Annotated in this window: 14 protein-coding genes; 7 read left to right on the top strand and 7 right to left on the bottom strand. The window is 56.7% G+C overall.

Going from position 1 to position 13,146, the window contains the following annotated elements:
* Window positions 1-116: 116 nt before the first annotated feature.
* Window positions 117-1,241, top strand: a complete 1,125-nt coding sequence (gene serC, locus A6F49_RS09375) for a phosphoserine transaminase (RefSeq protein WP_043057506.1) — start codon at window positions 117-119, stop codon at window positions 1,239-1,241.
* A 198-nt stretch (window positions 1,242-1,439) separates the two neighbouring features.
* On the opposite strand, the gene A6F49_RS09370 is transcribed toward serC, so the two are convergent.
* Window positions 1,440-2,078 (bottom strand): DUF3027 domain-containing protein, encoded by a 639-nt coding sequence (locus A6F49_RS09370; RefSeq protein ID WP_052504790.1) that lies wholly within the window; start codon window positions 2,076-2,078, stop codon window positions 1,440-1,442.
* Window positions 2,071-2,454: a cold-shock protein gene (locus A6F49_RS09365; protein ID WP_043057507.1), complete on the bottom strand. Its 384-nt coding sequence runs from the start codon at window positions 2,452-2,454 to the stop codon at window positions 2,071-2,073. Before A6F49_RS09365 ends, A6F49_RS09370 begins: the two co-directional genes overlap by 8 nt.
* 172 nt (window positions 2,455-2,626) lie before the next feature.
* Between A6F49_RS09365 and A6F49_RS09360 the strand changes: the two genes are divergently transcribed.
* From A6F49_RS09360 to A6F49_RS09340, 5 genes are all read left to right on the top strand, one after another.
* Window positions 2,627-2,878 (top strand): hypothetical protein, encoded by a 252-nt coding sequence (locus tag A6F49_RS09360; RefSeq protein ID WP_043057508.1) that lies wholly within the window; start codon window positions 2,627-2,629, stop codon window positions 2,876-2,878.
* 57 nt (window positions 2,879-2,935) lie between these two features.
* Window positions 2,936-3,643 carry a response regulator transcription factor gene (locus A6F49_RS09355; protein ID WP_043057509.1) on the top strand — a complete coding sequence of 236 codons (708 nt, stop codon included), beginning with the start codon at window positions 2,936-2,938 and terminating at the stop codon, window positions 3,641-3,643.
* The gene (locus A6F49_RS09350) at window positions 3,644-5,191 is read left to right on the top strand and encodes a sensor histidine kinase (protein WP_043057510.1); all 1,548 of its coding nucleotides are present in this window, start codon (window positions 3,644-3,646) and stop codon (window positions 5,189-5,191) included.
* Window positions 5,192-5,296: 105 nt separating this feature from the next.
* Complete coding sequence (locus A6F49_RS09345) at window positions 5,297-5,587, top strand: WXG100 family type VII secretion target (protein ID WP_043057511.1); 291 nt, start codon at window positions 5,297-5,299, stop codon at window positions 5,585-5,587.
* Between the two features lie 72 nt (window positions 5,588-5,659).
* Entirely contained in the window at window positions 5,660-6,592 is a 933-nt protein-coding gene (locus tag A6F49_RS09340; RefSeq protein ID WP_043057512.1) for a DUF4031 domain-containing protein, read from the top strand.
* Here the strand turns inward: A6F49_RS09340 and A6F49_RS09335 are convergent.
* The 5 genes from A6F49_RS09335 to A6F49_RS09315 all read right to left on the bottom strand — a co-directional run bounded on the left by A6F49_RS09335 (window position 6,589) and on the right by A6F49_RS09315 (window position 12,354).
* Entirely contained in the window at window positions 6,589-7,506 is a 918-nt protein-coding gene (locus tag A6F49_RS09335; protein ID WP_235604951.1) for an SDR family oxidoreductase, read from the bottom strand. The genes A6F49_RS09340 and A6F49_RS09335 overlap by 4 nt on opposite strands.
* Before the next feature lie 137 nt (window positions 7,507-7,643).
* A complete protein-coding gene (gene ltrA, locus A6F49_RS09330; RefSeq protein WP_235604950.1) occupies window positions 7,644-9,008 on the bottom strand; it encodes a group II intron reverse transcriptase/maturase in 1,365 nt (454 codons plus the stop codon).
* A gap of 588 nt (window positions 9,009-9,596) precedes the next feature.
* The gene (gene groL / locus A6F49_RS09325) at window positions 9,597-11,234 is read right to left on the bottom strand and encodes a chaperonin GroEL (protein WP_043057513.1); all 1,638 of its coding nucleotides are present in this window, start codon (window positions 11,232-11,234) and stop codon (window positions 9,597-9,599) included.
* Window positions 11,235-11,446: 212 nt separating this feature from the next.
* The gene (locus A6F49_RS09320) at window positions 11,447-12,118 is read right to left on the bottom strand and encodes a LytR C-terminal domain-containing protein (protein WP_043057514.1); all 672 of its coding nucleotides are present in this window, start codon (window positions 12,116-12,118) and stop codon (window positions 11,447-11,449) included.
* Complete coding sequence (locus tag A6F49_RS09315; protein ID WP_235604949.1) at window positions 12,115-12,354, bottom strand: DUF3263 domain-containing protein; 240 nt, start codon at window positions 12,352-12,354, stop codon at window positions 12,115-12,117. The genes A6F49_RS09320 and A6F49_RS09315 overlap by 4 nt, the downstream gene beginning before the upstream one ends.
* Window positions 12,355-12,428: 74 nt before the next feature.
* Between A6F49_RS09315 and A6F49_RS09310 the strand changes: the two genes are divergently transcribed.
* Entirely contained in the window at window positions 12,429-13,142 is a 714-nt protein-coding gene (locus tag A6F49_RS09310; protein ID WP_052504791.1) for a uracil-DNA glycosylase, read from the top strand.
* The last annotated feature ends 4 nt before the right edge of the window (window positions 13,143-13,146 follow it).

The raw sequence follows: 13,146 nt of genomic DNA, 5'->3' as shown, positions 1-13,146 counted from the left end.
TTGTTAACCACATTTTGGGCGAAACCGGAGTCACATGTTGGCTTATTCTGATGTTTCAGGGTCAGCCAAGTCCACAATAGAAGCGTATTCTGCCACCTTTATATAAGGAGTAGCCCATGTCCACACCGGGCATTGAAATCCCCGAGAATCTCAAACCAGCGGATGGCCGCTTCGGTGCTGGACCGTCGAAGGTCAGCACCCAACTGTCTCAAGCGGTCGCAACGGCAGGCGCGACGCTGCTGGGAACCTCGCACCGTCAGGCACCGGTCCGCAACTTGGTCGCATCCGTTCAAGAAGGCATCGCCCAACTCTTTAGCGCGCCAGAAGATTATCAAGTGGTTCTGGGCGTGGGCGGAGCGACGGCATTTTGGGATATCGCCACCTTTGGGCTGGTCCGCAAGAAGGCCCAACACCTCACCTTTGGTGAATTTGGTTCGAAGTTTGCCAAGGCAACCAATAATGCACCGTTTCTGGAAGACTCCGTGATTTTGCAGGCCGATCCGGGGACCCGTCCTACGCCACGTGCTGAGCACAACGTCGATGTCTACGCTTGGCCTCACAACGAGACGTCCACAGGTGTTGCAGCACCGGTACATCGCGTGGAGGGTGCCAATGACGACGCGCTGGTGCTCATCGATGCAACCTCGGGCGCAGGCGGTCTGCCAGTCGATGTCAGTCAGTCGGACGTGTATTACTTCTCCCCGCAGAAGAACTTCGCTTCAGACGGTGGTCTGTGGTTGGGCTTATTCTCCCCCGCTGCCCTTGAGCGGGCAGAAGAAATCGCTGCGAGCGACCGTTGGGTTCCAGACTTCCTGAACTTGAAGACCGCAATCGATAACTCGGCCAAGAATCAGACCTACAACACCCCTGCATTGGCCACCTTGATCATGCTGGATGAACAGCTCAAGTGGATGAATACCAACGGTGGGTTAGATTTCGCCACCGCCCGCACAAAGGATTCCTCCGACCGGTTGTATAACTGGGCCGAGGCGTCGAGCTACGCCACACCATTTGTTACCCGTCCTGAGGATCGTTCCCAGGTCATTGTGACCATCGATTTCGATGACAGCGTTGATGCTGCAGCCGTAGCGTCCATCCTGCGTGACAATGGCATCGTGGATACCGAACCGTACCGCAAACTCGGCCGGAACCAGCTACGTATCGCGACCTTTGCCGCAATTGACCCAGAAGATATTTCTGCACTGACCGCGTGCATCGACTACGTCGTGGATCGCATCTAGATCGCCCAAGACCACGGCGATGGCCGGTGTTGACGAGCATTCTTGTTCGCCCACACCGGCCATCGTGTTTCCAAGGGGAATGGGCCTAGCCGACGTTCACTACGTACGACGTCGTTGCTCACTTTTGTAGCCGGTCAAACGTTCCGGCTTCCTATCAAAAGAAAAAGCACTGCCGAAGCAGTGCTTTCTTCTCATGTTTTATTTATCTGACGACTTGGCCTTGGTATCAGACGCAGCAGATTTTTTCTTGCGTTTCTTCCGATCGGCTTGCTGTCGCGCCCGGCGACGTTTGGCATCCCGGCGGGCCTGTTTCTTGCCGCTATCATCTTGGGTGGCCGGTTGCTCTTCTGAAACGACAGGCTCTTCTTCTTCAAGAACCTCGGGGCCGTAGCCTGCTGCTTCAAGAGCTTTTGCTGGGTCCTCACCGGCAGCGATGGCATCAAGACGGATGCGTTCTTCCTCTGAGGCGCGGTCGCGCCAGGGCACCCACTTCGGTGCCAGGAGTGCATCTTCCCCAGGCAACATGCCGGTTTCACTGACCGTGATCACTTTTGATCGTGGCGCACGGGCCAGTGTCGCAAAAAAATGCCAGCCGCTATAGCCCGCCACATGGGCGGTAAAGCGGTGTGTCACCACGCGTTCGTCGTCGGCAACGGTACCGAGGTGCTCGCCGATCTCAGCGTCGTCGGCAAACTCTTGCAGCGCTGCTCGAGCAACGTCTACGGCTTCTGCCAGCACGGCATCGACCCGGGGTTTGCGGGTAATGACCCGTGGTGGGCCAAAGGTCGGTTGAACGGGATTCGCGGTAGAAGCGGTATCTTCAGCGACATTAGGCATCGAATGCATCAGCCACCCTTCTCATGATGGTGGCCATTTGTTCGGCCTGTTTGGCTGCCGGGTACCGACCACTGCGCAGACCCGTGGACGCGTTATCCAGCATGCGGATCAGATCGTCTACGATACCGGCCATGTCGTGGGCCTTCGGTCTGGTGGCCCGAACCACCGAGGGCAATTTGTCGAGCACTTCAACGGACAGCGCCTGCGGACCGCGTCGCGAATCGACGATGCCAAATTCCACTCGGGTCCCCGGGCGCAGCTGGGTCACCCCTGAGGGGAGGGCAGATGACGGCAGATGGATGTCATCGCCGTCGTCGGTGGTAATAAAACCGAAACCCTTAGTATGGTCGTAAAATTTCACTCTGCCGGTTGGCATGGATTTTCTATTCCTTCGTCACGTGCATCATTCACAAAGGGTTCCCGTCACACATCCCTTGCAGGTGCGGTTACAGGAACCCTCAAAGCCTATCGGAGGCTAGTATAGTGCGTTTTGCCCCCGAATCTTCGCAATGATCGGCCACCTGTGCTGCAAGCGTAGAATAACGCACATGACCACCCAAAAATCTCAGAACCTCGATGTGACACCCGCCTGGATTACGGCGGTGCTGTGGGTCGGAGTAGCCATTGTGATTGCCTCCTTCCTGGCCTTGATCGGTGTGCTGGTGTACTACTTTGCCGGAATCACCCCTGCCACATGGCTGTTTTGGCTGGCCCTGCTGGCCTTCCCAACGGGCTTTATTTTGATGCTCGTTGCCCTGGTAGGCAACGTGTTTGTACGCAGAAAACGCCAGCACGCATAACCCTCTGTCCAGCAAACACACAGCAACCTCACAGGTTAGTTTTTTTAGAATAGGCGTATGACGTCGCAATCTTATGAAGCAAAACTCCTAGTCGTTGATGATGAACCGAACATCCGCGAGCTGCTGTCCACCTCTTTACGGTTCGCCGGATTCGAAGTCGTTGCCGCTGCAAACGGCCGTGAAGCACTCGAAGCCGCTGAAGCCCACAACCCTGACCTGGCGGTGCTCGACGTCATGCTGCCGGACATGGACGGCTTCACCGTCACCCGCAAACTGCGCGCCTCAGGCCGGTTTTTCCCCGTTGTCTTTCTTACCGCCCGCGATGAGACCGAAGACAAGGTCACCGGGCTCACCGTTGGTGGCGACGACTATGTGACCAAACCCTTTAGCCTCGATGAAGTCGTGGCCCGAATCCGGGCCGTCTTGCGCCGCACTGCGCCCGCCGAAGACGACGATGCGATACTGATCGTAGATGACCTGGAACTCGACGACGACGCTCACGAAGTTCGCCGCGGTGGTGAAATCATCGACCTGTCCCCCACCGAGTTCAAACTCCTGCGTTATTTGATGATGAACCCCAACCGAGTGCTGTCAAAAGCACAAATTTTGGATCACGTTTGGGAATATGACTTCAATGGTGACGCGTCAATCGTAGAGTCCTATATTTCCTATCTGCGACGCAAAATCGATGTCGACGATCGCCCCAAGATGATTCAGACGAAACGCGGGGTCGGGTACCTGCTGCGGACCCAAGACAAACGCTAGATGGCCAGACCCCAACCACTGCAATGGATAGCCCGCCGCTGGCAGGCTACGTCGTTGCGCACTCAGCTGACGCTGATCACCGGAGTGCTCATGGCCCTAACCGTGGCCCTCACGGCGATCTTGACGGCATCGTTATACCGACAGGAACTGATCCGGCAGATCGATGAGGACATTTTCACCAACCGGCACAACGTGTCGATGTACTTGACCTCCATGGGATCCGCCGGGCCGTATGAGACCAGGAGTTTCGAACAAACCATTGTCCGGTTTTACGGCGAGTCCTGGAATAACGACGGCGAATTCGTCACCCGGATTTATGCCGAAGGCTCAGACGTCCCCGACATCGAACCGATGACCGCCCGCCAGGCGGCCGCCCACGGATCGACCCCTTTTAATGTGCCTGGACTGGCCATGCCGCAGCACCAGTGGCGAGTCCAGATCTATCGGTTGGAATCTGACAGCGGCACCGTAGCCATCGCCTTACCCCTGGACCCCGTGGAGCGTTCCGTGGAACGCGTGACCACCCTGGTCATCACCATCGGGTTCTTAGCCACGCTCGTCGTGACCATGATCGCCTACGGCTTGGTGACCACTGCGTTTCGTCCCCTGAACCGAGTGGAACGCACTGCCGCCGGGATTGCCGCCGGGGATCTATCCAAACGTGTCCCCACCGGGGCCCCAGACACCGAGGTGGGCCGCCTATCCCGGTCACTGAACGCCATGCTGGCGCACATCGAAATCGCTTTTCGTGCCAATGAGCAATCCGAGGAGCGCATGCGCCGCTTCGTCCAGGATGCCTCTCATGAACTGCGCACCCCGCTGGTGACGATTCGCGGATTCTCGGAACTCTACCGCCATGGGGCGCTGGCCTCCCAAGAGGACGTTTCTACCGCGATGGGCCGGATCGAGTCCGAGGCAAAACGCATGACCCAACTGGTCGAAGATCTGCTGACCCTGGCCCGTCTCGACGAACAGCGCACCATGGATACCGACCCGATCGACCTATTGCAGCTAGCCTCGGATTTGGTGCTCGACACGCGAGCAACCGCTTCGGATCGTCAGATCACACTAACCGGACTGACCCCTGAATCCTCGCCCCAATCAGCGCCTACCCTCGGCGATGCCAATAAGCTCCGCCAGGTCATTTCCAACCTCATGACGAACGTGCTGCGCTACACACCGGATGGAACCGACATCGAAATCGCGGTAGGCACCGCACCTTCGGTCAACGGTGCGGTCACCGAGTCCATCATTAAAATCTGTGACCACGGACCGGGCATCTCAGATAAGGATGCCGAGAAAATATTCCAACGCTTCTACCGTGCCGATACCTCACGAGACCGCGACACCGGCGGCAGCGGTCTCGGACTGGCCATCGTGGCCGGCATCGTGAGTCAGCACAACGGTTCTGTGCGCCACGAAGAAACCCCAGGCGGCGGTGCCACTATGGCCGTCCGGCTCCCCTATCATCCACTGGATCATGATGACGACGATGGTGACTGGGACTCCGATGACGACTTCTCCACACCCGAACAGCCTGACCACTAATTATCCACAGTGCGCTTGGTAGCACGCATCACCGGGAGACGATCTTTCTAGGCTGGCAGTACCGCATCACAAACAGTGATGATTCGTCGATACAGGAGATCCAAGATGGCTCGTATTCAGATTGATGTCCAAGAACTCTTTGCCAAAGCCAGCAATGTCCAGGCCACTGCCGATCGCATCCAGGCCGAAGTCAACACCATGGATGCTGCCCTACGACAATTGCAGGAATCCTGGGTTGGCCAGGCCTCCTCGAATTTCCAGGCAATTGTGACCGAATGGCGGGCCACTCAGCAACGTGTCGAAGAATCGTTGCGTTCCATTCGCGAAGCAATGCAACATGCCGGGCAGCAATACGAAGCCACAGAACAAGCAAACGCTGCGATGTTCCGAGGCTAAAAGACTCACCAAGCCTTCGTCTGGTGCCCCGACATGGCACCGGACGAAAGGTTTGGTGGGTAGGCTAGGGGCATGGCCATATTGATCGATCCCGCACGGTGGCCGGCTCATGGCACCGTGTTCTCTCATCTCGTCTCAGATGAGTCTCTTGAAGAACTGCATGCTTTTGCTCGTGCAAACGGGGTCCCGCCACATGCCTTCGACGGCGACCACTACGATATCCCGGTGAGTCAATACGAGGAACTTGTCTCAGCTGGAGCCCAGGCAGTCTCTGGGTCCGAGTTGGTCCGTCGCCTGGTGAAGTCCGGGTTACGTATTACTGCCGCAGAGCGCGCTTCAAAACTCGAAAAGATTCTTCATCAGCGTTTCGACCGACTGTTCCCAAACACATCCGAGCTGGATCGTGGACCGATCTGCGATGCACTCATAGAACGGTGGAGTGAAGACCACCGTCACTATCATGATCTGACCCACCTGATGTCGGTGCTCAAAGGCATCGATTACCTAGAACGCCAGGGCGAACGTATGGGGCCATTTCCACGGGCTGTCAAACTTGCAGGCTGGTTTCATGATGCTGTCTATCGTGCTGACCCGATCTTGCCCCCGGGGCAAGATGAAGAAGACTCGGCTCGACTTGCAGAGCGTGTCCTGCCCGAACTCGGTGTGCCCGGTCCCGAGATTTTAGAAACCGCTCGGCTAATTCGCCTCACGTTCACGCATGATCCCCACGAGGAGGATTACGGCGGCAAAGTGTTATGCGACGCCGATCTTGAGGTGCTATCCAGAAACTCGGGTGGCTATCAGCGCTACCGCGAGGGCATCCGCAAGGACTTCGTGAAAGTCAGTGACGACAACTTTGCAACCGGTCGGGAAAAATTCTTACGTCGCATGCTGGCACGAAACCCGATCTTTAATACCGGCACCGGCCGCCGCCGTTGGGAACGACCTGCTCGTCGAAATCTGATGTCTGAATTATATCCGCGCCGCGGCAAGACACAGAACTAAGATTCGACGGCCGCTGTGCGACCGGTGAAGTGATCCATTGTCGAATTAATCCCCAGCAGATCATTCACCTGATCAGCTACCGGCACCGGCAGAAGTTTCAGCCAATTGGCCACGACCGCGCTCGACGGCAAAATCAGCTGGCGCTTGCCGGACTCAAGTGCACGAAAAATTTTGTGCACGACTGCCTCGGGTTGCAGAATCGGCAGCAACACATTTGGCGAACTCGCGCCGTCGAACATTCCGGTATCCACGTAAAACGGGTGAACCGACAGCGTATGGATGCGATGGCCGTAGTGTCGCATCTCGGCACGTAGCGATTCGGTAAACCCGTGGGCTGCCCACTTTGAAGCGGCGTAATCAGTCTGCCGGGCAACGCCGGTTAATGATGCAGCCGAGGCGATAACGGTCACGGAGCCGAAATTATTGGCAAGCATACTGGGCAGGAACTGCCGAGTCACCCGATACAGTGCCAGGGTATTAATTTGAAAGGTGCGCTCCACGTCGTCGTGGCTTTGTTCAAGAAACCTCTTGCCGGTGACAATGCCGGCATTATTGATGAGAAAATCTATTCCCCCGAGGCGTTGGCGCACAGCTTCACCGGCGGCATCGACGGATTCGTCATCGGCGAGGTCAACGACATCATAGGAGGCATCGATTCCATAAGCTTGGATTGCATCAACGACTTTGCTGGCGGCTTGTTCGTTAATATCCCACACCACAACGTGGGCGACGTTGCGTTGTGCCGCCCCAAGTGCCAGTAGCCGTCCCAGACCGGATCCGGCACCGGTCACTAGGACTGTTTGGGCACGCAGGGAGAGGTGTCGTTCTGCGCGTTTACGGTACCAAACACCGGCACTACCAACTGCACCTGCTGTAACACTAAGGTTTCGAAGACCCCGAAGAAGTTTGCCCACGACACTTTCCTTTCTCGCCTATCGATACATTCTACAAACCCGTCAAGTGCGTGCCCCTCTTAATCGAGTAGGAGGGTCGGGTTTCCCGACCCTCCTCTCACACCACCAGGCATGCGGGCCCGCACCTGGCGGTTCGCTTAGCCGTTTGGACGAAAGCGTAGCCAAGCATCAGAGAAGAATAGCGTGCCTTGCTCTTGCCAATATTGAGTTGAGAGCGCTCGGTGCAGAATCGGGGACTTGGCAATCCGCCAATAGGCCCGACTGGTATGACCCCATTGATACGCCAAATCAGGTCGTACCCCCAACGATCGGAGCATCCGAACCCGGGTGCGGGGCCGTTTCCATTCCTTCCACCGGATCTGTCGTAATCGTCGACGGAACCACTCATCCAGGGCCTTGAGCATTTTGGGCGTATCGATCAGCCGGAAATAGCCCATCCAACCCCGAACAAATTGATTCAATCGTCGGATACGTTCTTCCATGGAAAGACTCCACCGACGCGAAGTCAACTCCCGGATTCGATCCTTCACCCGCTTGCGCGTGGAAGGCGTCATCCGCAGTTTGACCTGTGAACCTTTAGCAAAATAGAACCCGTACCCCAGCAACTCAGCTGAACCTGCTGGTTTCACGGAAGATTTCGCCCGATTCACTTTCAACCGCAACGAGTCCTCAAAGAAGCGTGTCGCCACGTCCAAGACCCGATAGGCGGCCCGCTGTGATTTCAAGAACAGCCGAACATCGTCAGCGTATCTGACAAATCGGTGACCCCGAGACCAGAACAGTTGATCGAAATCATCTAACACAATATTCGATAACAACGGTGATAACGGCGACCCCTGCGGGGTTCCCTCACTGGTTGTTTGCACGACTCCGTCAGCCATGATGCCGGCCTCAAGATAGGCACGAATCAGCTTCAACAGGCGCTTATCTTCTATCTTGCGCGCAATTCTGGCCATGAGCATATCATGATGCACCCGATCAAAGAAGGCATCCAGATCCACCTCGACCACCCACCGATACCCATCCTGGATTGCATTCTTTGCAACCAACACGGCATCATGAGCAGACCGATGTGGCCTGAATCCATACGAGACCGGAACAAATCCCGGATCAAACACCGGGACCAGCACTTGCGCAATGGCTTGTTGGATCAGCCGATCCACCACACTGGGCACACCAAGACGCCGCTGGCCACCATCAGGTTTTGGGATCATCACCTGAGCCACCGGCAACGGCCGATACACCCCCGCATCCAACAACTCACGGGTTGCTTCCCAGTGCTCCGACAACCAATCCCGCAGCTCAGCCACAGTCAGACCATCAACACCAGGCGCACCCCTGTTTTGCTCGACACGTTTCAACGCACCCACCAGATTCGCCTGTGAAAACACCCGTTCCCACAAGCTGTCCTGCTGGGCCTCGATATCACGTCCACTATTCGCCGGAAGCACGCGACTACGCACAGCCAGTGAGTGTTCCCGGAATGCACCGGTATCTGTCACGACTGCTCACCCCTAGAATTCATCAGGTGATTTTCTGCGATCAAGCACGACTTCACGAGATATAGTGTTCGTCAATATCACACACAGCGTTTGGTCCTTCCCCATCATTTGTAGCCGGTGTTCAGTCTCATGAACCACCGCGCCGATCCCTGACAAGTACTACGACCGCTGCTGACTTCTGCCCCATCAACCACAATCCTCACGGATCACGGTCGCTCCACCAACAGTGGTGCTCCGGGACAGATCTCCCCGGATAAGGACATGTACTGTCACTTGACTCCCGCCGCATTTACACACAGACCGTCTTGATGGAACGGGCATCACCATCTCGTGCTGGCTCACCCCAGACTGCATGCCTGATGCGATTCGTATACCTCGGTGCCAAGCTTTGCCAACCGGCTTCCTCCCCACCACACCTCACGATGCAGCAGTTGCCATCGGCTAGGAGTTACACCATCTTCTCCTCCAGAGGACTTCCACCTCCAAGCACATGCCCATGCCGGGCGTACACGACCAAGGTCCCGGTCAGTTGACCGGGACCTTGAGAAGATAGCGTCTATCTTCGGGTGTTGCTTGGAGCAAGCAGGCTTACATCATGCCGCCCATGCCACCCATGCCGTCCATGCCAGCAGCTGCAGCGGCTGGATCGATCGGTTCTGGCTTGTCAGCGATGACAGCTTCGGTGGTCAGGAACAGGCCTGCAATCGAAGCGGCGTTTTCCAGAGCGGAACGGGTCACTTTGACTGGGTCGTTGATGCCGGCTTCCAGCAGGTTGACGTATTCGCCGGTGGCAGCATTCAGGCCGTTTTCGTCCGGCAGGTTCTTAACCTTGTCGACGACGACACCTGGCTCCAGACCAGCGTTCTGTGCAATCTGCTTCAGTGGGGCTTCAACACCGATCTGGACGATGCGAGCACCGGTGGCTTCGTCACCTTCCAGCTTCAGCTCAGCAAATGCTTTCTGAGCAGCTTCGATCAGTGCAACGCCACCGCCAGCAACGATGCCTTCTTCAACAGCGGCTTTTGCGTTGCGGATGGCGTCTTCGATGCGAGCCTTGCGTTCTTTGAGTTCAACTTCGGTGGCAGCACCGGCGCGAATGACAGCAACACCGCCGGCCAGTTTGGCCAGACGTTCTTGCAGTTTTTCACGGTCGTAGTCGGAATCAGTAGTGTCGATTTCGCCACGGATCTGGTTGACGCGACCAGCGATCTGATCGGAGTCGCCAGCACCTTCAACGATGGTGGTTTCATCCTTGGAAACGACAACCTTGCGGGCGGTGCCCAGCATGTCCAGGGTGGCGTTTTCCAGGGTCAGGCCAACTTCTTCAGAGATGACCTGGCCACCGGTCAGGATGGCGATGTCGTTGAGCATAGCCTTGCGACGGTCACCGAAGCCTGGAGCTTTGACAGCAACAGACTTGAAGGTGCCACGAATCTTGTTGACAACCAGGGTTGCCAGGGCTTCGCCTTCAACATCTTCGGCGATGATCAGCAGTGGTTTGCCCGACTGCATGACTTTTTCCAGGATGCCAACCATGTCACGAGCATTCGAGATCTTGGAGTTGACGATCAGGATGTATGGGTCTTCCAGGACAGCTTCCTGGCGTTCGCCGTCGGTTGCGAAGTAACCGGAGATGTAGCCCTTATCGAAGCGCATACCTTCGGTCAGTTCCAGATCCAGGCCAAAGGTGTTGGACTCTTCAACGGTCACAACGCCTTCTTTACCAACCTTGTCCAGCGCTTCAGCGATGATACGACCAATTTCGTTGTCACCAGCGGAGATGGAGGCGGTATTTGCGATCTGTTCTTTGGTTTCGACTTCGCGAGCCTGATCCTGCAGCGCTGCGGTGACAGCCGTAACGGCCTTGTCGATACCGCGGCGCAGTGCGATTGGATCGGCACCTGCAGCAACGTTGCGCAGGCCTTCAGAAACCAGGGCCTGGGCCAGAACGGTTGCGGTGGTGGTACCGTCACCGGCTACGTCATCGGTGCGCTTGGCAACCTCTTTGACGAGTTCGGCACCGATTTTTTCGTAGGGGTCTTCCAGTTCGATCTCTTTAGCGATCGAGACACCATCATTGGTGATGGTCGGCGCGCCCCACTGTTTTTCAAGTACGACGTTGCGCCCACGTGGGCCCAAGGTAACTTTGACCGCCTCAGCCAGGGTGTTCAGACCCGTTTCGAGGCCGCGGCGAGCTTCTTCGTCAAATGCAATGGTCTTAGCCATGTATTGCACGGTCCTTTCGGGACGATTAGGTGTTCCACACCTGCACCACAGTGCCCGCGACGGCAAACCCTGACACCTAACCGGGTGGCGGTGCACAGAGTTTCAGCTGATGGTGAGGTAATCCTCCGGATAGACTTTGGCAGTCACACCCAGAGAGTGCTAAATCTATTTTTAGCACTCGGAACCCCTGAGTGCAAGTAATACTTCAATTGTTAGTTCGCTGTTAAGACAACTAACACGCCTTCTACCGTGGGTTCATACACGGCAACGGCGCCAACCTCATCCGCCACGGCTAACGCAGTGGCTTCGTTGGACGAGAAATACACAGTTGTTTGTGACGGCACATTGCCCGTCCAGTTGTCGGCCACCGGAACGTTAAATCCGGCCCCACCCAATTCTTGAGCAATCGATGCTGCGTAGCCCTGAATACTTGAGGCGTTATACACCGAAATCGGCAGTGAGTAATCAACCTCTTCTTCGGGTTCGTCGGTTTCTTCTTCGGTTGGTTCGTCAGTCGGTGATTCCTCGGGTTCTTCAACCTCGGGTTCTTCAACCTCAGGTTCTTCGACTGGCTCTGGCTCGAGAAGTTCTCCAGGTTCTTCCGTCGGTTCCGGCTCAGCCGTTGCTTCCTCGACCGGCGCACTGGCCGTTTCGGTGGGCTCCGGCGAGGCCATATTCAACGGGTCACTGGGTGCCAACCACAGGAACGAGCCAACCCCAATGGCTAACGCTGCCCCGCCGGCCAAGATAATCGCGTTGAGCTGTCCGGTGCCCTTGGGGGTTGAAAATTCTTTGCGGTGCGCGCCCTGTTGGGTGGTATACGGATCGACGTCGTCGAAGCGGTCACGCGGGAATTGAGAAGTAGGTTTTAGGTCCTGACTCAAGATGCCATACCTTCTGCACGGTGCATTGTGGAACGGGATTGCAACAGGCGCTCGACCAACATTGGGTCATAGGCATAGGCCTGTTCTGTGGTAATCAGCCGCGCCAGCTTTTGATAATACCTGGTCGGCGTCATCCCAAATGTATCGGAAATATCCCGATCTTTGGCACCCGCGTAATGCCAGGAGCGTTTTTCAAACTCCAGCATCTGCTGGTCGATATCGCTCAACCCAGCCATGCTACCCCTCTCAGATCCATTCATCGCCACCAGTCTAAACTACCGCATGCCTTCAGATTCGTTAGGCTAACCGCATGACCTTTTCCACTTGGCCCGAAATTCATCCGTCGTGGTATCCCATCCTGGAACCGGTATCCGACAAACTGCACACGCTCATGGAACACATCGCCTCGCGCCGTGACGACGGCGAGCATATCGAGCCCGCTGCCGACAACGTGTTGCGGGTCTTCAGTATGCCCTTTGACGAAGTCAAGGTACTCATCGTCGGCCAAGACCCCTACCCCACCCCGGGCCACGCGGTCGGGCTGAGTTTCGCGCTCGATCCTGAGGTTCGCCCACTGGCCCGGTCTCTGGTCAACATCTATAAAGAGCTCCAAGACGATCTCGGCATCGCTCCGGCCGACACAGGCGATCTATCCGGCTGGGAAGCCCAAGGAGTTTTCCTGTTGAATCGGGTCCTGACCGTGACCGCACATGCCGCCGGATCACATAGAAATCTCGGCTGGGAGACCATCACCGATGCGGTCATCGATGGACTGGCATCCCGTGGTACTCCCCTGGTCGTGATCCTGTGGGGTGGTCAAGCCAGAACTCTGGCCCCGCGCTTCACCGCCGACGACACGTTGGTCCTCACCTCGGCCCATCCTTCGCCATTATCCGCCCGCCGGGGCTTTTTCGGTTCCAAACCGTTTTCCAAAACCAACGAGTTCCTGGCCAGCCACGGCGTCGAACCCATCGACTGGGCCGCCAATTCGAACCACCAGCCCGCACAATCCGAGCTGTTCTAACCGG

This window comes from Enteractinococcus helveticum (assembly GCF_001657475.1).
GTDB classification, from domain to species: Bacteria; Actinomycetota; Actinomycetes; order Actinomycetales; family Micrococcaceae; genus Yaniella; species Yaniella helvetica.
This window is presented reverse-complemented; position numbering and strand designations above follow the sequence as displayed.

Bases quoted from the DNA above. Each gene is read 5' to 3' on its own strand.
- serC (WP_043057506.1), top strand. From the start codon at position 117: ATGTCCACACCGGGCATTGAAATCCCCGAGAATCTCAAACCAGCGGAT.
- A6F49_RS09370 (WP_052504790.1), bottom strand. From the start codon at position 2,078: ATGCCTAATGTCGCTGAAGATACCGCTTCTACCGCGAATCCCGTTCAA.
- A6F49_RS09365 (WP_043057507.1), bottom strand. From the start codon at position 2,454: ATGCCAACCGGCAGAGTGAAATTTTACGACCATACTAAGGGTTTCGGT.
- A6F49_RS09360 (WP_043057508.1), top strand. From the start codon at position 2,627: ATGACCACCCAAAAATCTCAGAACCTCGATGTGACACCCGCCTGGATT.
- A6F49_RS09355 (WP_043057509.1), top strand. From the start codon at position 2,936: ATGACGTCGCAATCTTATGAAGCAAAACTCCTAGTCGTTGATGATGAA.
- A6F49_RS09350 (WP_043057510.1), top strand. From the start codon at position 3,644: ATGGCCAGACCCCAACCACTGCAATGGATAGCCCGCCGCTGGCAGGCT.
- A6F49_RS09345 (WP_043057511.1), top strand. From the start codon at position 5,297: ATGGCTCGTATTCAGATTGATGTCCAAGAACTCTTTGCCAAAGCCAGC.
- A6F49_RS09340 (WP_043057512.1), top strand. From the start codon at position 5,660: ATGGCCATATTGATCGATCCCGCACGGTGGCCGGCTCATGGCACCGTG.
- groL (WP_043057513.1), bottom strand. From the start codon at position 11,234: ATGGCTAAGACCATTGCATTTGACGAAGAAGCTCGCCGCGGCCTCGAA.
- A6F49_RS09315 (WP_235604949.1), bottom strand. From the start codon at position 12,354: ATGGCTGGGTTGAGCGATATCGACCAGCAGATGCTGGAGTTTGAAAAA.
- A6F49_RS09310 (WP_052504791.1), top strand. From the start codon at position 12,429: ATGACCTTTTCCACTTGGCCCGAAATTCATCCGTCGTGGTATCCCATC.